At 65.0% G+C, this 18,788-nt stretch carries 16 protein-coding genes and 1 tRNA gene; 6 read left to right on the top strand and 11 right to left on the bottom strand.

The window, feature by feature from the left end; genetic code table 11:
* Positions 1-291: 291 nt before the first annotated feature.
* Complete coding sequence (locus EN857_RS27515; protein ID WP_127393960.1) at positions 292-2,208, bottom strand: methyl-accepting chemotaxis protein; 1,917 nt, start codon at positions 2,206-2,208, stop codon at positions 292-294.
* A 534-nt stretch (positions 2,209-2,742) separates the two neighbouring features.
* On the opposite strand from EN857_RS27515, the gene EN857_RS27505 reads away from it, so the two are divergent.
* From EN857_RS27505 to EN857_RS27490, 3 genes are all read left to right on the top strand, one after another.
* A complete protein-coding gene (locus tag EN857_RS27505) occupies positions 2,743-3,630 on the top strand; it encodes a D-alanyl-D-alanine carboxypeptidase family protein (protein WP_245493557.1) in 888 nt (295 codons plus the stop codon).
* A gap of 314 nt (positions 3,631-3,944) precedes the next feature.
* Positions 3,945-4,877, top strand: coding sequence for a DUF1003 domain-containing protein (locus tag EN857_RS27495; protein WP_127394247.1), 933 nt, complete (start codon positions 3,945-3,947; stop codon positions 4,875-4,877).
* Positions 4,878-5,080: 203 nt separating this feature from the next.
* Positions 5,081-5,157: transfer RNA gene (locus EN857_RS27490), tRNA-Arg, on the top strand.
* A 12-nt stretch (positions 5,158-5,169) separates the two neighbouring features.
* Here EN857_RS27490 and EN857_RS35875 read toward each other — a convergent pair.
* The 7 genes from EN857_RS35875 to EN857_RS27455 all read right to left on the bottom strand — a co-directional run bounded on the left by EN857_RS35875 (position 5,170) and on the right by EN857_RS27455 (position 11,551).
* Positions 5,170-5,523: a hypothetical protein gene (locus tag EN857_RS35875; protein ID WP_245478277.1), complete on the bottom strand. Its 354-nt coding sequence runs from the start codon at positions 5,521-5,523 to the stop codon at positions 5,170-5,172.
* A 301-nt stretch (positions 5,524-5,824) separates the two neighbouring features.
* Positions 5,825-6,592 carry a coniferyl-alcohol dehydrogenase gene (locus EN857_RS27480; RefSeq protein WP_127393244.1) on the bottom strand — a complete coding sequence of 256 codons (768 nt, stop codon included), beginning with the start codon at positions 6,590-6,592 and terminating at the stop codon, positions 5,825-5,827.
* A 22-nt stretch (positions 6,593-6,614) separates the two neighbouring features.
* Positions 6,615-8,090 carry a benzaldehyde dehydrogenase gene (locus tag EN857_RS27475; RefSeq protein ID WP_210214008.1) on the bottom strand — a complete coding sequence of 492 codons (1,476 nt, stop codon included), beginning with the start codon at positions 8,088-8,090 and terminating at the stop codon, positions 6,615-6,617.
* A gap of 538 nt (positions 8,091-8,628) precedes the next feature.
* Positions 8,629-9,429, bottom strand: coding sequence for a class I SAM-dependent methyltransferase (locus EN857_RS27470; RefSeq protein ID WP_127282642.1), 801 nt, complete (start codon positions 9,427-9,429; stop codon positions 8,629-8,631).
* Positions 9,430-9,522: 93 nt separating this feature from the next.
* Positions 9,523-10,035: a GNAT family N-acetyltransferase gene (locus EN857_RS27465; protein ID WP_210212299.1), complete on the bottom strand. Its 513-nt coding sequence runs from the start codon at positions 10,033-10,035 to the stop codon at positions 9,523-9,525.
* A gap of 23 nt (positions 10,036-10,058) precedes the next feature.
* Positions 10,059-10,364, bottom strand: coding sequence for a DUF1778 domain-containing protein (locus tag EN857_RS27460; protein ID WP_127282644.1), 306 nt, complete (start codon positions 10,362-10,364; stop codon positions 10,059-10,061).
* Positions 10,365-10,435: 71 nt separating this feature from the next.
* Complete coding sequence (locus EN857_RS27455) at positions 10,436-11,551, bottom strand: LacI family DNA-binding transcriptional regulator (protein ID WP_189379716.1); 1,116 nt, start codon at positions 11,549-11,551, stop codon at positions 10,436-10,438.
* Between the two features lie 618 nt (positions 11,552-12,169).
* On the opposite strand from EN857_RS27455, the gene EN857_RS27450 reads away from it, so the two are divergent.
* The 3 genes from EN857_RS27450 (at position 12,170) to EN857_RS27440 (ending at position 15,810) form a co-directional block, all read left to right on the top strand.
* Complete coding sequence (locus EN857_RS27450) at positions 12,170-13,132, top strand: sugar-binding protein (RefSeq protein ID WP_127286973.1); 963 nt, start codon at positions 12,170-12,172, stop codon at positions 13,130-13,132.
* Between the two features lie 114 nt (positions 13,133-13,246).
* A complete protein-coding gene (locus EN857_RS27445) occupies positions 13,247-14,818 on the top strand; it encodes a sugar ABC transporter ATP-binding protein (protein WP_127286974.1) in 1,572 nt (523 codons plus the stop codon).
* The gene (locus EN857_RS27440) at positions 14,815-15,810 is read left to right on the top strand and encodes an ABC transporter permease (protein ID WP_127286975.1); all 996 of its coding nucleotides are present in this window, start codon (positions 14,815-14,817) and stop codon (positions 15,808-15,810) included. The genes EN857_RS27445 and EN857_RS27440 overlap by 4 nt, the downstream gene beginning before the upstream one ends.
* Positions 15,811-16,127: 317 nt before the next feature.
* Here EN857_RS27440 and phnN read toward each other — a convergent pair whose 3' ends face one another.
* Genes phnN through EN857_RS27425 form a run of 3 tightly spaced genes read right to left on the bottom strand, consistent with a single transcriptional unit; the run spans position 16,128 to position 18,650 of the window.
* Positions 16,128-16,757, bottom strand: coding sequence for a phosphonate metabolism protein/1,5-bisphosphokinase (PRPP-forming) PhnN (phnN, locus tag EN857_RS27435; protein WP_189379514.1), 630 nt, complete (start codon positions 16,755-16,757; stop codon positions 16,128-16,130).
* Positions 16,754-17,893, bottom strand: a complete 1,140-nt coding sequence (locus EN857_RS27430; RefSeq protein ID WP_127391611.1) for an alpha-D-ribose 1-methylphosphonate 5-triphosphate diphosphatase — start codon at positions 17,891-17,893, stop codon at positions 16,754-16,756. The genes phnN and EN857_RS27430 overlap by 4 nt, the downstream gene beginning before the upstream one ends.
* Before the next feature lie 49 nt (positions 17,894-17,942).
* Complete coding sequence (locus EN857_RS27425; protein WP_127391610.1) at positions 17,943-18,650, bottom strand: DUF1045 domain-containing protein; 708 nt, start codon at positions 18,648-18,650, stop codon at positions 17,943-17,945.
* Positions 18,651-18,788 lie beyond the last annotated feature (138 nt).

Raw genomic sequence — 18,788 nt, 5'->3', positions numbered from 1 at the left:
AGGCGTATGACGCTTGTCCGCTGCAGCGCCGCGCCAACCAATCCGCTTGGCGCTGCAGCGGACTCATAGGGGGAGAACTGTTACCTATGTATCCGGTCCATTCTGTTACCCATCTATCGGCTGGACAGCTGGCCGCAGCGGCGGCGCCCTCCTGCAGCGTTGCTGATTGGCGAAAGGGGAGGATGAGAGCGCCCCTCTCCCCGTCACTATACGGGGAGAGGATGCCGGCAGGCAGGTGAGGGGCAGCGCCAGCGTTGGAAAGGGTGCGGTAGCGCTACAAACGGGCCGCCCCTATTGCCTTTTATACTCCCTGACCGGCGACTTGGTGCCGTCCGTATACGTGACCTGCACCGACATCGACTTCACGCTGTCGGCGACCTTGAAATAGGGCTGGTAGTCGTAGGGGATGGCGTAGGGATCCTTCTTGTCGCAGGGCGGCATCTTGATCTCCTTGTCGGGCGCAGCGCCGTCGAGGCCGTAATGAACCTCCTTGATGGCGCAGCGGTAGGACAGCATCTGCGTGAAATAGACCAGGCCGTGGTTGCCGCCGGAATCGAAGGCGATCCACGAGGTCCAGAACTGGTCGAGGATCTGCTTGTCGCCCTGCTGAAGGGCCGAGTCCGGATCGAAACGGATGTCGAACGGACCGGTCTCGCGGCCCCTGATGTCGAGATATTTGATGCCGATCGTGGTGGCGGCGGTGCTGTCCGGCAGTTCGAAGCTCGGATTGGGCATCGGCTTGCCGGTCCGCTGGTCGTTCATCGCCATCAGGCCAGTGTCGGTGAACGGGCCGCTCTCGCCGAGTCGCCAGGAGATGCCGGTCGCCGCCTCGGGCAGCGAGATGGTGATCGTCCAGCCGGCATTGGAGCGCATCGGCGTCAATGTCGGGGCGAAGCGCTGCGGATCGAGCACGTCGCCGACCGCGGCCAGCCGGCTGCGGCTGCGCTCCAGCCAGTCGGCTAGTTGGGTCTGGTCGACGAAATATTTGAGCAGCCCGCCTTCCTTCTCGTAGGAGACGAACTTGGTCAGCGCCTCGGCCTCGCTGCGCTTGTCGGACAGCGACTGGCTGCCGAGGCGATCCTCGGAAAACTCCTGCGCCAACAGGAAATAGGCCGGGGCGTAGTCGGGATGGGCCGCTATGAAGGCGTTGAGCTTGTCGAGGCGCTGGGCATCGTCGAACTGTTCGAGATGGACGAGCTTGATCGCCGGCGCCTTGGCCTTGTCGGCAAGCTGGCCGAACACCTCGCGGGCGCCGGCCTTGCCGTCCTGGACCCGAAGCAAGGTGGCGAAGCGCGTGTAGGGATCGACGGCGTCGACATCGAAGTTGGCGAAGGCGAGATAGGATCGCCGCGCGTTCAGCATGTCGCCCGACAATTCGTAGACACGGGCATTGTGGTAGTACTCGTCGGGACGCTTGGGATCGGCGATCGCGCCGCCCTGCGCGGCGAGCGCGGCAAAGCCCTTGGCGATGGTGTCGATGGAAGCTGCGATCTGCTCGGTCGTCGCCTGCAGCTTCTCGGCCTGCGCGGCCGCCTGCTGCTGGCCGGCGGCCAGCGTGTCGGTGGTCTGCTTGACCGCCTCGACGGCTTTCTGCGTCTGCGTGCCTTGTTCGGTCTGCTGTTTCTGGGCCGAGGCAATCTCCTCGGCCTTCTGCGCAACGGTGTCGGTCGACTGCTTGACCGCCTCGACCGTCTTCTGGGTCTGAGCGCCCTGCTCGGTCTGCTGCTTTTCGGCGGCGGCGATCTCCTCGGTCTTCTGCGCCACCGTGTCGGTCGACTTCTTGACCTCCTCGACCGTCTTTTGCGTCTCGGTGACGGTCTTTTCGATCTTGGCGACCTTTTCGGAGACGATGCCCAGCGACTGCTGCAGTCCGGCCACCGCCGGCACCAGGGTGGCGATGATGCCGTTCTGCGAATTCGTCTCCTGCTGGACCGCGTAGACGCCGCTGGCGATCGCCGCCGCACTGGTGGCGAAGATCAGCGCCGGCATCGCTTTGGTCGCCAGCACCAGCCTGAGCACGATGGCGACGGCGATGATCGCGGCGGCGATCGCGGCAACCAGTGCGATATAGGCGGCGAACGGCCCCAGCGGGTTGAGCACGTCCGATACCGCGCCGCTGACGAACGCGACGCTGCCCGCCCATTTGCCGGTGCGGCTGAGCGATGCCCGGATAAGAGAAGGCGCGGCCGCGCCGATGTCACCTGTCATGTCGATCCCCCAAACCAATGCCGCACGCATGGTAGCAGCGCGGCCCCGCCGGGAAAACAGGCCAGGAAACGGGCGTTTTCGGGGCGGTGGGGTGTGGGAGGTGTCGCCCGACGAAGCGATAGCGACGAGCTGCAAGGTATGGCGCCGCTCGCGCAGGAATCGCCAATTTGCCGAAGTCGGCGCCGCCCCTCATTGCCCTGCCGGGCATTTCTCCCCGTATAGTGACGGGGAGAAATGGGGCTGGCCGCAGCGTTGGCGCCTTTCTTGCAACGTTGGTGATTGGCGAAAGCGGCGATGAGAGCGCCCCTCGCCCCGTCACTATACGGGGAGAGGGTGCCGGCAGGCAGGTGAGGGGCAGCGCCGGCGTTGATGTCGTTCAGAGCCTGTCGCCCGCCTAAGCTGTTGAGACACCTTGATACCCCCGTTAACCAGTTGGACGCAGCAATCGGCTTAGGCTAGGGTCCGGCCCTCTCAGCAACAGCCGGATCCGACTTGCGCCTGTCCGACACTTTCCCGCTCCTCCAGAAAATGATGATGGCGTTCGCGCTGCTGGCGATGGTCGCCGGGTGCACCACCGTCGCGCCGCCCGACAGTGTATTGGCGGTGCCGGCGCAGCCGCAGCGCTATGCGGCGATCGTCGTCGATGCCCGCAGCGGCAAGCAGCTGTTCGAGGTCAATTCGACGGCACAGCGCTATCCGGCCTCGCTGACCAAGATGATGACGCTCTATCTCCTGTTCGAGGCGCTGGAGAGCGGCCGCATAGCCAAGGAGACGCAGATCCCGGTTTCGGACAATGCCGCCCGGCAGCCGCCGACCAAGCTGCGCTTTAGGCGCGGCGAGACGATCGACGTCGATTCCGCCATCCGGGCGATCGTGGTCAAGTCGGCCAATGACGTGGCGGTGGCGGTCGGCGAATATCTCGGCGGCTCGCAAGACCAGTTCGCCGCCATGATGACCGCCAAGGCGCGAAGCCTCGGCATGACCAGCACCAGCTTCCGCAACGCGTCCGGCTTGCCTGACGACAGCCAGATGACGACGGCGCGCGACATGGCGGTGCTGGGCATGGCGCTGGAGCACCGCTTCCCGCAGCATTTCCACTATTTCTCCGAGAGCGACTTCATGTTCCGCGGCCGGCTGGTGCGCGGCCACAACGACATGCTCGGCCGGGTGCGCGGCGTCGACGGCATCAAGACCGGCTATATCAGGGCCTCCGGCTACAACATTGTCACCTCCTACAATGCCGACGGCCGCCAGCTGATCGTGGTGGTGATGGGCGCCGAGAGCGCGCGCCAGCGCAACGACCATGTCGAGGCGCTGATCCAGCGCAGCCTGTCGCCGATGGCGGCGGAGGCGAAAACGCGGCTGATGTACGCGGGGCAGCAGCCGACGGGGTCGGCGCTTCCGGGGTTGCCGGAACCGTAGAAGTTTTGCAACGCCGGCCCGAGGCGCCCCCCTCTGGCCTGCCGGCCATCTCCCCCACGAGGGGGAGATCAGATTTCACCGCGGCTTTCGCCAATCGCCAACGTCAAAGCGTGGCGCCGAAGCTGCCAATCTCCCCCCTCGCGGGGGAGATGTCCGGCAGGACAGAGGGGGGCGCGAAGGATCACCACCGATCTCAGCTTGCGCCGCCCCCCATCACAACAACTTGTTCGGTCACACCACATTCACACTCGCGATGGATATGCCGCGCCGGCTTGGCGTATCGTACCCAAAAGCCGAGAACAGGAGCACTGACCATGGCCGGCGACCCGAAGGCGCAGAAGACGGAAGACGACGAGACCCACTCGGCCGGCGAATATCTCGAGGCCTCCACCTTGCCGGACGACCTGCACGAGACGGCGGACGACGAGATCCTCGAAGCGCCGGAGGTGCCGGATTCCGAACCGGCCCTGCCCGGGCCCGCCGCGTCGCGGGTCAAGCCGAAGAAAAAGCCGTCGGCGATCAGCGGCCGGAAATTTCGCAAGCGCGACCTGGTGCGCATCGACGATCTCAGGCCGAGCCTTTCCGACCGCATCCGCGCCGACCATCCCGACCTGCCGCGCGGCGCCCGCATCAGCCGCGAGGAGCTCGCCCGCTACCGCATGCGCTACATGGAAGAACTGCTGCAGCAGGAGCACGGCGAATTCTCCGAGCTCGACCGCCAGGTGGTCGAATCGATCGCCAGGCAAGACACGATCTCGGAGAACTCGGAAGAGGAGTTCGAGGAGCACAGGTCGTTCGCCGATCGCGTCTCCGACAACATGGCCGAGTTCGGCGGCAGCTGGTGGTTCCTGATCTCGTTCGCGGCGGTGCTGCTGATCTGGATCGGCATCAATCTTTTCGAGGGCATGGCGGGCGCCTTCGACCCCTACCCGTTCATCCTGCTCAACCTGATGCTGTCCTGCATCGCCGCCATCCAGGCGCCGGTGATCATGATGAGCCAGAAGCGGCAGGAAGCAAAAGACCGGCTGCGCTCCTTCAACGACTACCGGGTGAACCTCAAGGCCGAGCTCGAAGTTCGCCACCTGCACGAAAAGCTCGACTACCTGATCTCGCGCCAATGGCAGCGGCTGGCCGAAATGCAGCAGATGCAGCTGGACGCCATGCACGAGCTGACCGGGGCGAAGAAGGTGAAGCGGGCGACAAGGGGGGTGCGGCGGCGGGTGGCTAGGAGCGAGGCTGCGGGGTGAGGAGTGTGGCGGCAAATTTGCTCGCGACGCAGAGGCAAGTTTAACTGGGGCGCAGCCTTGGCCGTCACATACGCCCTCGGGAAGCCTAACCGCTCCTGTGGCGTCAAATGCCTTGCCATCCCAATTGCCCGTTGAAGCCTTCGCCTGCTTCCGCTAAGAAGCCGTGGCTGGCCGGTTCACCGGCCGGTTCGTTTTGCCGGGAAGCACCCGTAGCTCAGCTGGATAGAGCGCTGCCCTCCGAAGGCAGAGGTCACAGGTTCGAATCCTGTCGGGTGCGCCAACGGCATGCCCCCTATTGCCTGCGACGCCTCCCCGACGAAGCAAGGTAACCCAGCGCAAGCGTCATAACGGCGACCGCGATCCCGGCGCTGATCACACCTGCCGGTGTTATCCTGGCACTGCCTTGCAAGACAACATGCTTACCCAAACGCAGATCGAAAACCGACTTGATTTCCTCAGGATGTGCGGGGACCGCGGGGGAAGGTTTTTCCTGGACTGACATTTGAGCCTCCGGTTCGAATGTGCCGCCGCCCGCAAATCGGCCGGCGACTAGCGCGCCGACATTTGTGCCGCGGCCGAACGTGCATGCAGTGGCAAGCTTGAGAAACGACAGGCACCAAAATAATATGGCGGTGCCCAGTTTCATCTCCTGCGGCGCCCCATTTGGCAACCTACGATTTCCTCGATCACTGCGCCAAGCTCACAGCCGCCTCCCACGCCTGAAGGCAGAATGTCGTAGCGCTGCGGCCGACATAAGATGGGAATATGACGGTCGGTCCCTACCCATCACCCCCCCCGCAGCCACCCCACAATCGCCTCGAACTCAACCGCCCGCGTCGTGTCCACCTCGAACACCAGCCCCCTCCTCAGCGGCTCGGCGCGTTTGATGATCGACCAGATGGCGGCATAGCTGGCGCGGCCCGGCGTGCGGTTGAACGCGCGCCGCCTCAGAGATAGGTGGAGGCCAGGCCACCGTCGATCGGCAGGTTGACGCCATTGATCCAGCGCGCCGCGTCCGAGCACAGGAAGACGACAGCCGGGGCGATCTCGTCTGCAAAGGCAGGGCGCTTCATTCTGCCGCTGTCAGCCTCGACCCGATCCTGACCAAGCATGGTGATGAAGTCGCCGAGGATTGGCGTAAAGACCGGGCCGGGCGCAACGGAATTCATGCGGATGTCACGCGAGAGGAAGAGCTGCTGCGCCCGCATGAACGTCCAGACGATCAGCGCTTCCTTGAAATATTGATAGCAGGTGTCCTGCGAAACCGGGTTCGCAGCCAACCAATCATGACCGGATTGGAAGGTCGCGGTCGTTGCCAGGTCCTTGTGCCGGGCGAGGCGTTCCGGCCATGCGGCGCCCAATATCGAGGCGAAGTTGACGACTGCCGCGCCCGGCGAAAGCCTGCCGACCACTGTCTCGGTCAGGTGACGCAGGCCGAGATAGTTGACGCGGGCGACCGTATCCCTGTCAGAGGTGCCCGGCACGCCTGCCGCGTTGACCAGCCCATCGAATTGCGCGGGCAAGGACAAAACGGCCTCGTCGATCGCTTCCGGCTTCGAGAGATCGGCCTTCACGAAGCCATCGAGGGTAACCGTGGGATCATTGCGGTCGATGCCGATTACCCTGGCGCCATGGAAGCGGGCGAGACGGGCGACCTCGGCTCCGATCCCCGAAGACGCGCCCGTGATGACCAGAAGCTTGCTGGAGAGATTCATGGTTCGATCTTTCGTGGATTGGTCAAAATGGATAGGGCGTTGCTTGTTCCTTGACGGAAATCCACATCCACTGCGTGAATTCCTCCCAGATCGCCGGCCCTGAGACGCGGCTGCCATTGCCCGAGCGCCGCCGGCCGCCGAAAGGTGCGTGTGGCCCGGCGTTGACGGTCTGATCGTTGATGTGCAGATGGCCGACCTCCAGTCTTTCGCCAACGGACCGGGCGCGGTCGACGGAAGCCGAAATGACGCCGGCGGCGAGGCCATATTCGGAGCTGTTGACGAGAGCGATCGCCGCCTCTTCGTCGCGGAACGGGGCAATGCAGGCGACGGGCCCGAAGATCTCTTCCTCGAACGCACGCATGCCTCGCTCAATGCCGAACAGAACCGTTGCCGGATAGAAGCGGCCGCTTGCCTTGCCTCCGGCGAGCAGCTTTGCGCCCTTGGCGACGGCATCGTCGACGATGCCCTGGATTCTGTCGACCTGGGCATCGGAAATGATGGGGCCAAGCGCCACCTGATCGGTCGAGGGATCGCCAGCAACCAGGTGTCCGGCTCTGGCGGCAAGGCGCGAAGCAATCGCATCGGCATGCTTCTCGTCGACAAGGATGAGACCGGTCGACATGCAGATCTGGCCCTGATGCAGGAAGCAGCCCCAGGCGGCATTCGACGCCGCGACGTCCGGATCGGCATCATCGAGAATGATGAGGGCGTTCTTGCCGCCGAGCTCGAGCTGAACCTTCTTCAGATGCTTGCCGGCCAGTTCGCCGACCCGGCTCCCGGCCGCCGCCGACCCCGTGAACGAGACCATCGCGACGTTCGCATCCGTGCAGAGGGCCTCGCCGGCGTCAATTCCGCCGGGGACGACATGGAGGACACCTGCGGGCAGGCCCGCTTCCTCGAACAGGCGTGCAATGATGATGCCACCGGAAATCGGCGTGCGCGGATCCGGTTTGTGGACGACGGCGTTGCCTGTCGCCAAAGCGGCGGCAATCGCGCGGACAGAGAGGACAAGTGGAAAATTGAACGGCGAGATAATTCCGACCACGCCGTGCGGCACCCGCCGCGCATGGTTCTGGCGTCCGGCATCCATGGTGGGAAGGGCGATGCCATTCGGCTCGACAGCGGCAGCCGCGGCGTGGCGGATGAAGGCCGCCCCGTGATCGATCTCGATTTGCGCCTTCGCCCGGATGGAGCCGGATTCGCGCATTATCCAGCCGACCAGCTCTTCGCCATTGGCTTCCAGGATATCGGCCGCCTTGTTCAATATGGCCGCGCGCTCGGAGGGAAGTTTCGCCGCCCAGGCCGGCTGCGCCAGATAGGCGCCAACCGCGGCTTGCCCGATGTCTGCCGCGCCGCCGACGCCCACCGAGGCCACCAACATGGCGGTCGCGGGATTGCGCACCTCGGCGACGCCGGCAGCCGTCTCACGCCAGCCACCCAGAAATGCCTTGCCGGTCCAGCGTGCCTCGTCGATGAAGCTCCTGCTTTGGATGTTCACTCGTTGATCCTCCCTTGCAAACATTCGCAATTGCTCTGCTGCGCGCGCGGGGCATCTGGTCCTGCCGCTGCCGGCGCCCGCAGCACGTGAATCTTGCCGGAGGCTGTTCGCGGCAACGCCTCAAGCGCACAGAATGTCTTTGGTACTTTGCTTGGTGCAGTGGCTAACGAGCGCGGCGGCATCGAGGATGCAGCCAGAGCTACATAACCAAGGCGGGGCCGACTCCATCCCATTACACCGCGACCTCGGCACTGCGGCTCCTCCCTTGCCATCATTCGCTATGTCAAATAGCGTTATTGCTATGTCGCATAGCATAGTATTGCTATCTGTCATAGTTTTTTTTGAGATTCCGGAAAGCCAAGCGGCGCAGAGCGGCGCGCTCCACACATTGGTTGGTTGCGATCCGCGCCGGGCATCATCTTCGCTGTCCCCGACAGCATTGTCGTGCCGAGGCGCCGGGTCCCGGCCGACGAGCGCAAGACCGCGAGGACCAACCACGACGAGGTCGTCAGGCTGATCGGATTAGGCGAAAACGCCTCTAGCGAACAACGCCCCGGCAGGCCCAGGCGACATTGGCGAACGAGCGCGGGCCATCGGGCCGGCCGGCCTGGTAGGCATCGCGGACGGCGGCTTCGGTGCGCGTCCGCTCGGCGGCGTCGAGCGTGGACATGTATTTGCCGAGCGGCCCCTCGCCGGCGCCGATCGGCGCCCAGTAGTCGTCGAAATCCGCATAGTCCATGCGGATCATCAGCTCGGTCTCGGTGACGTCGGCCAGACCCTGCTGGACGAAGGTGCGCTTCATCTCGCCCGGCTGCATCATCGGCTGGAAGCAATAGCGGCTGCGCATCTGGCGGCCGCTTTCGCTGAGCGCGGCAACCGTGTCGATCATCATGCGCATGCCGGGCATGCCGCCGAGATGGTCCCACACAACCGCTGCGATCACGCCGCCGGGCCGCGTCACGCGGCGCATCTCGGCCACCGCCTTGCCGGCCTCCGGCACGAAATGCAGCAAGAGCAGCGCCAGCGCGCGGTCGAACGCGTCGTCCGCGAAGGGCAGCGCGGTGGCGTCGGCTTGGCTGAAGGTGATGCGCGGATCGGTGTTGCGTGCCTTGGCCGCCTCGATGAAAACGGGCGAGAAGTCGATGGCCTGGATTTCGGCGAGGCCGGCGGATTTCGCCAGCTCGAAGGTCAGGCTGCCGGTGCCGCAGCCGACGTCGAGGATTTTTTCGCCGCCGGCCAGTCCGGCGAAGTCGATGAATTTGGGCGCCAGCCTGCGGCTCCAGCGACCCATCAGCTGCTCGTAGCCGGATGCCTGGTGCACGGTGAAGCTCGACGTCATCTCGCTCTCCCTTCGCTGGCCTCAGGCTAGTCCACGACGGGATCGATGCCAAGCGGTGGCAAGTCGACCTCGTCGTTCGAGCGGCCGGACGATTCAGACTTTCGAGAACAATGCCTGCACTGTCTCGACCGGCATCAGCATCACTCGCTCGCCCAGCGGAGACGGAATGAAGCCGTGCCGCTGATAGAAGCCGACGGCGTCATCGTCTATCGCATGCGCCACCACGGCGCGAACCCCGGCGATCTCCGACACGGCCAGGCAGCGACGCAGCGCATCGGCAAGCAGGTCCCCGCCAAGCCCAAGTCCCTGGAATGCCTGATCGACCGCCAGGCGGCCGATCAGCAGCAGCGGGACCTGCTCGGGCATACCCCGCCGCAGCTTCGCGCTTGGCAGCGCGATCCGTTCTTCCATCGCCGTCGAGATCGCATAGTAGCCGATGACGCGATTATTCATGTTCGCGTCACAGACCACATAGGTCCGGGCGGACAGGCCCTCGCCGGCAAGAGCGCGATTGCGCAACCAGTCATCGAGGGTGGGATGCCTGCCGTTACGAAACGCGGACACATCGTGGCCGACGGTCAGCCGTTCCGGAGGGCTGACCCGCAACCCCGGCCCTCCGCCAGCAGGCATCAGCGCTCCCAGGCGGGCTTGCGCGTCATGCGCGCGCGAAGTTCCTCGGTCGGTTTGTCGGGGGCGTCGAGCAGATCGAGCAATTTCTGATGCGCCTCGGCATCGAGAAAGAAGGCGCGCTGGTCGAGAATGGTTTCTTCAGCTTGCCTGCGGGCGCTGTCCAGCATGAACTCCGACAGTTTCTGCCCGCGCAAACCCGCGGCGCGGCTGAGAATGGCCTTCGTCCCCGCCGAAGCGCGGATCTGGATCACATCGTCCTTTCGCGCCGCATCGCGATCGCGGCCGGCATGACTGGACTGCGGCATCGAAATCCTCCTGCGTCAGGATCAGATATTTAGAAATTGTCATGACAATGTCAATACAGGCCCGCAGGATCTCACCCTGCCGCGTCCCGGACCCCGAGCCTGCCCACGCTCTCCCGCTCCACCAGCGGGCATTCCAGCTTGGTGATGGGATAGCGGCCGCGGCCCGGCGTGGGCGGCGCTTCCAGCTGCTCGATCGCCCATTGGCCCATCGCCATATGCGGCAGGATCGATGTCGTCAGCGGCGGAAACAGATGGCGGGCGATCTCCTCGTCGTCATAGCCGACGACGGAAATATCCTCAGGGATATGCAGGCCGGCCTCCTTCAGCGCCTCGTAGCAGCCAATCGCGGTGCGGTCGTTCTGGCAGAAGATGGCGGTCGGGCGCTCCTTCAGGGCGAGCAATTTGACGGTCGCGGCATAGCCGGCGCTGGCCGACCAGTCGCCCTCGACCACCAGCTCCGGATCGAAGGGGATGTCGGCGGTAGCGAGGGCGCGGCGATAGCCTTTCAGCCTATCTTGAGCCGCCTGCATCCAGGGCTCGCCGGTGATGGTGGCGATGCGGCGGTGGCCATGGCCGATGAGATGCCGCGTCGCGCTCTGGCCGCCGGCGATCTCGGAGGGCACGACGGCAGGGAAGGCATAGTCGGCGGTGTAGCAGTTGAGCAGGATGACCGGGATATCGAGGCTGTAGAGGAATTCGGGCGCCGCGATCTCGCGGGTGAAGATGGTCATGTAGATCAGCGCCGAGATGCCGCGCCTGGTCAGCGCTGAAATAGCGCGCGGCTCCATGACGGCATCGCCCATGGTCTGCGCGACAAGCAGCACGTTGCCGGCATTCCAGGAGGCCTGGCGCGCGCCCTCGATGGCGACCACCGCCTCGGGGCTGGTGGCGAGCTGGTCGACGGCGAAGCCGATGACGCCGTCCAGCCCCTCGAATGGCGTCACCGGCGGCCGCAGGGCGGAAAACACCGGCGGCGAGTAGCCCAGCGACCGCGCCGCTTCGATCACCCGGTCGCGGGTCTGCTGCGAGAGCCTGATGCCGGGCGAATTGTTGAGCACGAACGACACCGTCGCCTGCGAGCAGCCGGCGGCCCTGGCGATATCGGTCATGGTGACGCGGCCCTTGGGCCTGGCGGCGCGTCGCCTGGACGCCTCCGGGGGATCGCGCAATTCCGTCGGTTCGCTCATGGTCGTTTTCCCAAACCCGGCCAGTTGTTAAGCAAAGGCCGGCAGCAACGGCAAGATGGCTTTCGTGGAAGCGCATTTATCGAAATGCAGCTTGATTATAACTATTACCAAACGCGACGCATTCCGCGCCGGCCGCGCCGCACGCCGACGAAACGACCGGACAAGGTCAGCAAAGCTGACGATTTCCCGTAGAATTTCCGCGCGATGGCCCGCTTTGCCGCTGGCGCTCTTCTTCCTCCCTTGCGCTCCGCTTTGGCTGCCAGATCTCCCGTCCGGCTGTATCGGCCATCCTCAATAACTAATACTATTTACTAATAGCCGTAAGCGTTCTACTGTCAACTCGTCGTTACCGGATCCGGGCTTCCGGCTGGTGGCGTCAAGGCGTGCGATGCGGTGCGCCATCGGACCGGCAAGCCGCCGGAAGAGGGTCGCCGCACACTCACGAAAATGTCAGACAAATCGGACTATTTACGAACTGCGAATGAGTGTCTAGTGTCTCGGTCGCGGCTGGATTGGCGCCATTTCTAGGTTGCCGGATCTGGGGCCAAACCCTTGAGGAGAGGGGTGCCCGCGCCGCAAGCGACACATTCTGTCTGTGTTTCAAAAGGGAGGTTGAACATGAAATCTGTGATCCGAACTGCGTCCATCGCCGCCGCGGCCCTGGCGCTCGGCCTGTCGGCGAGCGCGATCGCGCGCGCCGACGACAAGCCGACGCTGGCCTTCGTCGTCAACGGCGCATCCGACTTCTGGAAGGCGGCGGAAGCCGGCGTGAAGAAGGCGCAAGGCGAGCTGCCGGACTACAATCTGGAGCTGAAATATCCGGAGCAGTCGTCCGTCGCCATCCAGCAGCGGCTGATGGATGACCTGGTGACGGCCGGCGTCAAGGGCATCATGGTCTCCGCCGTCGACCCCAAGACCTCGACCGACGGGCTGAACAAGATCGCGTCCCAGACGGCGCTGTTCACCACCGATTCGGACGCCCCGCAGACCAAGCGCGTCGCCTATATCGGCTCGTCCAACGTCGATGCCGGCAAGCAGGCGGCCGAGATCGCCAAGAAGGCGATGCCGGACGGCGGCAAGTGCCTCGGCTTCGTCGGCCTGCTCGGCGCCGACAACGCCAAGGAACGCATCCAGGGCATGAAGGACGGGCTCGCCGGCACCAAGATCGAACTGGTGGACGTGCGCGGCGACGACATCGACCAGGCACGCGCCAAGAAGAACGTCGAGGACGCGCTGGTCGCCAGCCCCGACATCACCTGCATGGTCGGCTTCTATTCCTACAACACGCCGCGCATCTATGAGGCGCTGCGCGACGCCGGCAAGCTCGGCCAGATCACCGTCGTCGGCTTCGATGACGATCCGATCACGCTGGGTGGCGTCAAGGAAGGCACCGTTGCCGCCACCGTGGTGCAGCAGCCGTTCGAGTGGGCCTATCAGGGCATGAAGCTGATGGCCGCCTATCTCAAGGGCGACAAGTCGGGCATCCCGGAGGGCGGCCTGATCATCGTGCCGACCAAGATCATCGGCAAGGACGATGTCGACGCCTACGCCGCGAACCTCAAGGCGATGGCCGGCAAGTAGGACGACGCCCGTTTCGCCGGCTCAGGGACCTGCCTTGAGCCGGCGATCATATTGACGGGCCCGCGAAGGCCCGTCAGTCTGAGGCCAAACGCCCACCGGCTGCTGTCAGGCGTGATGAATTATTCCGACGTATCCATTGCTCAATCCGCGATCGCTCCGTTCCTGAGCCTGGACGGCGTGCGCAAGACCTATCCCGGCGTAGTGGCGCTGGACGGCTTTTCCATGGAGGTGCGGCCGGGCGAGGTGATCGGCCTGGTCGGCGAAAACGGCGCCGGCAAATCGACGCTGATGAAGATCCTCGGCGGCGTGACGCGGCCGGATACCGGCACCATCACCGTCGATGGCGTCGCGCATGATGGGCTCACCGTCGAGGCCAGCATCGGTTCCGGCATTGCCTTCGTGCACCAGGAACTCAACCTGTTCGAGAACCTCGACGTCGCCGCCAACATCTTCTTCGGCCGCGAGCCGCTGAAGGCTGGGCCGCTGAAGCTCGTCGACCGCTCGAAGCTGCGCGAGATGGTGGCGCCGCTGCTGAAGCGCGTCGGCGCCAATTTCTCAGCCGACGCGCCGGTCGCCTCGCTGTCGCTCGCCCAGCAGCAGATGGTCGAGATCGCCAAGGCGCTGTCGATCAAGGCGCGGCTTGTGATCCTCGACGAGCCGACCTCCAGCCTGCCGATCGCCGAGACCGAGAAGCTGCTCGACGTCATCAAGGCGCTGAAGGCGGAAGCCATCAGCGTCATCTTCATCTCGCATCGGCTGCACGAGGTCGAACGCGTCGCCGACCGCGTCGTCGTGCTGCGCGACGGCATGCTCGCCGGCACGCTGCCGAAAAACCAGATCAATCACGACCAGATGGTCAAGCTGATGATTGGCCGCATGCTGAAGGAACGCGAGCGGGTCTCGGATTCCGCGCATGCGCCGGGCGGCACGGCGCTCTCGGCCAGGGCCGTGCGCACCAGCGCCTATCCGGAACGCCCGGTCGATCTGGACGTCCGCCACGGCGAAATCCTCGGTTTTGCCGGGTTGGTCGGTTCCGGCCGCACCGAGCTGGCGCGGGTGCTGTTCGGCATCGACGAGCGCTTCGGCGGCAGCGTGACGCTGGATGGCAAGACGCTGAAGCTCGGGTCCGCCGCCGACGCTGTCGCGAGCGGCATCTTCCTGGTGCCGGAGGACCGCAAGCTGACCGGCATCCTGCTCGACCTCTCGATCGCCGAGAACATCTCGCTGCCCAACCTGCCGGCGCATGCGAAGCATCAGCTGGTGTCGACCAGCGCCGAGATCGCCACCGCCGAGAAGCAGAAGAGCAATCTCGGCATCAAGGCGCCGTCGGTCGCGACCCGCACCGGCACGCTGTCGGGCGGCAACCAGCAGAAGGTGGTGCTGGCCAAATGGCTGGCGATGAACCCCAAGGTGATGATCCTCGACGAGCCGACGCGCGGCATCGACATCGGCGCCAAGGCCGAGATCTACGGGCTGATGCGGGCGCTGGCCGATGCCGGCGTCGCGGTGCTGATGATCTCCAGCGATATGGAAGAAGTGATCGGGGTGTCGGACCGCATCGCGGTCATGCATGAGGGGCAGATATCCGGCATCCTCGAGAAGGACGACTTCAGCCAGGAGAACGTGCTTCGGCTGGCGGTGGGCAAGAAGCCGCTGCCGGCCCAGGCGGTGGGAGGAGCGCAATGAGCAAGAAAGATCTCGGCCTGCTGGTGCTGATCCTGGTGGTCGGCGCGGTGGTGACGGCCATCAACCCGCGCTTCCTGTTGCCGATCAATCTTGCCAACACCTCCAACCTGATCGGCCTGTTCGGCATCCTGTCGATCGGCCAGGCCTTCGTCATCATCACCGGCGGCATCGAGCTCTCGGTCGGCTCGGTGGTCGCGCTGCTCGGCACGCTGTTCATCGACTTCATCGCCGTGCGCGAGCTGGACTGGCCGCTGGCCTTCGTGCTGATCATCGCGCTCGGCGCCATCATCGGCCTGGTGCATGGCTGGCTGATCACGCGGCTGAAGCTGCAGCCCTTCGTGGTGACGCTGTGCGGCTTGCTCATCTACCGCGGCGTGGCGCGCTTCTACACCGCCGACGGCACGGCGGGCTTCGCCTTCGGCCAGAATTTCCCGGACCTCGAATTCCTCACCGCCGGACGAAGCTACGGCGTGCCGAACAGCTTCATCGCGCTGATCATCATCGCCATCGTCATGTGGGTGGTGCTGCACCGCTCGGTATTCGGGCGCTATCTCTACGCCATCGGCAAGAACGAGGAAGCGGCGAAATATTCGGGCATTCGCACGGGCCGCATCGTCATGGCGGCCTACGTCATCTGCGGCGTGCTGACGGCGCTGTCGGCGATCTACTTCGCCATGTACACGCGCTCGATCTCGCCGGCGAGCCACGGCCAGTTCTACGAACTCTATGCCATTGCCGCGGCCGTGCTCGGCGGCTTCTCGCTGCGCGGCGGCGAAGGCTCGCTGATCGGCGTCATCCTCGGCACGGTGCTGCTGCAGGAGCTGCAGAACCTGGTCAACCTGCTCGGCATCCCGTCCTCGCTGAACTTCGCCGTGATGGGCGGGGTGATCCTGATCGGCGTGCTCGTCGACCAGCAATGGGGCGTGTTCCGGGCGCGGCGGCAGATGATCGACGCGACGCGCAGGAACGTCGCCGGCGCACCGGCGGAGTAGCTTCCTTCGTTCGAGTTCGGCAGGCAGCGGGCAGTTTCAACTTCGCGTGCTGCCACCCTTTTTCGGACGTTGGCGCTGCCCCTCACCTGCCTGCCGGCATCCTCTCTCCGTATAGTGACGGGGAGAGGGGCGCTCTCTTCGATGATTTCGCCAATTTCGAATGTTGCTAGAAAGGCGCCGAGGCTGCGGTCAGCCCTTTCTCCCCGTCACTATACGGGGAGAAATGCCCGGCAGGGCAATGAGGGGGCGGCGCCGACATCAACAAGTCTCGGCTCAACCTCTCACATGCAAGCCGGGATCACCTGAATCAATTCGCCTCAGATCATGCTGGACAAATCCGAAAACGCCATCGCCTTGCGCAGCACCTCGGCGAAGCGCTCGCCGGCGATGTCCTTGGCGCCGCTGTTGTCGATCGAGGTGACGTCCGGTCCGGAGAGCGCGATGCTGGCGCTGCGCGCCAGGCGCGCCAGGACCTCGCCACGCGATTCGCGGCCGCGGGCTGCCAGCCGCTCGGCGAGGATTTCCGGCGTCGCGGTGATCTCGACCACCGCCAGATTGGCGTAACGCTCGCGCAGCGCCGGAATAACAGACCGCGAGACGTTGGCGACGGCGACATGACCGTTGGCGACCGCCCAGTCGACATCGGCGGGCAGGCCGTAGCGCAAGCCGTGGGCGTCCCAGCACAAGGCGAAGGCGCCGTCGGCCTCGGCCTCGGCGAAGGCGGCATCGGCCAGCGTATCGTGGTCCTCGCTCGCCGCGTCGCTCGGGCGGGTGATGACGCGGCGCACGAATTCGAGCCGCGTCTCGTCGGCGAAGCGGCCCTTTGCATAGCCGATCACCGTGTCCTTGCCGGCGCCGCTCGGACCGACCACGGCGACGAAGACGCCGTTGCGGATCGGGAATCTCTCGGCCGACAATTCGCGTTCGAGCAGGGCCGAGACCATCATGCGACCCGGCGCCCCTGGCGCCAGACGGTGCGCACGACCGGCACATGGTCGTCGACGCGCACGCGCACCAGATCGGCGCGCCGGCCCTCCTCGATCACGCCGCGGTCACTGAGACCGACCGCCTCGGCCGGGTTCCTTGACACCATCGCCACCGCCTGCGGCAGGGAAATGCCCTCGACCATATCGCCAAGGAAGAATGCCGACTGGATCAGGCTGAAGGGAATGTAGTCGGACGACAAGATGTCGAGCAGGCCCTCGCCGGCCAACGTGCGGGCCGAGACGTTGCCGGAATGCGAGGCGCCGCGCATGACGTTGGGCGCACCCATCAGCACACCGAGGCCGGCCGCCTTGGAGGCCCGCGCCGCTTCCTCCGTGGTCGGGAACTCGGCGACGCGCACGCCCTGCTCGATCGCTTCCTCGACATGGCCGGCGGTGGCGTCGTCATGGCTGGCCAGCACAATGCCGCGTTCGTGGCAGGAGGCGGAAATGAAGATGCGGTTCGGACCGGAATTCATCGCCGATTCCGCCATGCGCTTCTCGCAGAATTTCTGGAAGTCGCGATCGGAGAGCTTCAGCTTGCGCTGGTAGTAATAGGCATAGGTTTCGAGATTGACGAACTGGCGCTGTCCCGGAGCATGGTCCATCAGCGACGCCAGCTTCACCCGCTCGTCGGTCTCGAAATTGGCGAAAGCCTTCAGGCAGTCCGGCGCCGAGACCTCGCAGCGCAGATGGATGAAATGGTCGGCCCTGAGCCGCTCCTGCGCGACGCTGTCCTCAATGGCGTCGGCCAGCTTGCGGATGTCGGCTGAAGTGAGGTCGGCGTCCTCGTCCATGCCGACGCGCAAGGCATCGAGCACGGTGGTGATGCCGGCGGTCGCCACCTGCGCGTCATGGGCAAGCACGGCGGCAATCGGGTTCCAGCGCACCTTAGGGCGCGGCGCGTAGTGGCCTTCGAGATGGTCGGTGTGCAGTTCCACCAGGCCGGGGATGATGTAGTCGCCGCCCATGTCCTCGCCGGCGCGGGCAGCGCCCGGGTCGATGGCTGCGATCAAGCCGTCACGCAGCACCAGCGAGCCCTCGACGATCTCGTCGGCAAGCACGATGCGGGCATTGGTGAGAACGGTCTCGGCGGTCATTTCAAATCGTCCTTGGTAATCAGGCAGTTTGGTCTCAAGCAGTTTGGTCTCAGGCAGTTTTCCGGGCCGGGCGGCGTCCTAGCGCGTGGTGGGACAGCACCATGAACGGGGCGCCCGGTTCGGTTTCGACGAACAGCGTCAGCGCATCGACCGGCACCGGCCGCAGCAGCACTTCCGTGAACAGGCTGTCGATTGCTGCGCGCAGACGAGGGCTTTCCTGTGACGCGACACGGCCGGACAGCGTCATATGAAAGCGGAAGGTCTCGAAGACGTAAGGGTAGCCCCATTGGCAGAGGTTGCGGAACTCGTCCGGCTTCAGCGAATCTGGGCTGCGGCGCTCGATCTCGGCCTCGGTCAGCGGCGCGCGGAAGCGGTCGAAGGCGAGCACCACATCGCCGGCGAAGCGGTTGAGCGCCGGCACCGGCGCTTGCGGCACCAGCGCGAAGAAACCGTCGATCTGGCCGACGATCAGGCGCGGGATGGTAACCGGCTGGGCCGCCTCGGCGAAGCTGTCGAGCGCCGCGCGCAGCGTGGCTTCGGTCTCGTTCTCAGCCAACCTGAAGGGCGCCTTCAGCGTCGCGTGAAAGCCGTAGCGGCGGGCCGAGGCGGTGTGGAAGGCTACTTCGGCCGCCGACAGCTCACCCACGGCCTCGACCGGCCGGGTGGCGGCGCCGAACGGGTCGCGTCCCAGCCAATTGGCGGCGATCCGCGCCAGCGGCTCGTCCTGGCTTGGGGTGAAATAGATGGCGTAGCGCATAAGAAGTCCTCGTCAGACCCGTTGCCATAGGTGATTTCCATGACGGATTGACGAAGCTTACGATGGTTTTCGGTGGCAAATCGGCCAGGCAGGTCCTTAGCCGACGATTCTTCCGTGCTGGACCAATGGCTTCAGCGC

Origin of the sequence: Mesorhizobium sp. M4B.F.Ca.ET.214.01.1.1 (assembly GCF_004791545.1) — a bacterium.
Classification (GTDB): Bacteria; Pseudomonadota; Alphaproteobacteria; order Rhizobiales; family Rhizobiaceae; genus Mesorhizobium; species Mesorhizobium abyssinicae.
Note: the sequence above shows the minus strand (reverse complement) of the source record. Positions and strands in the feature narration are given on the sequence as shown.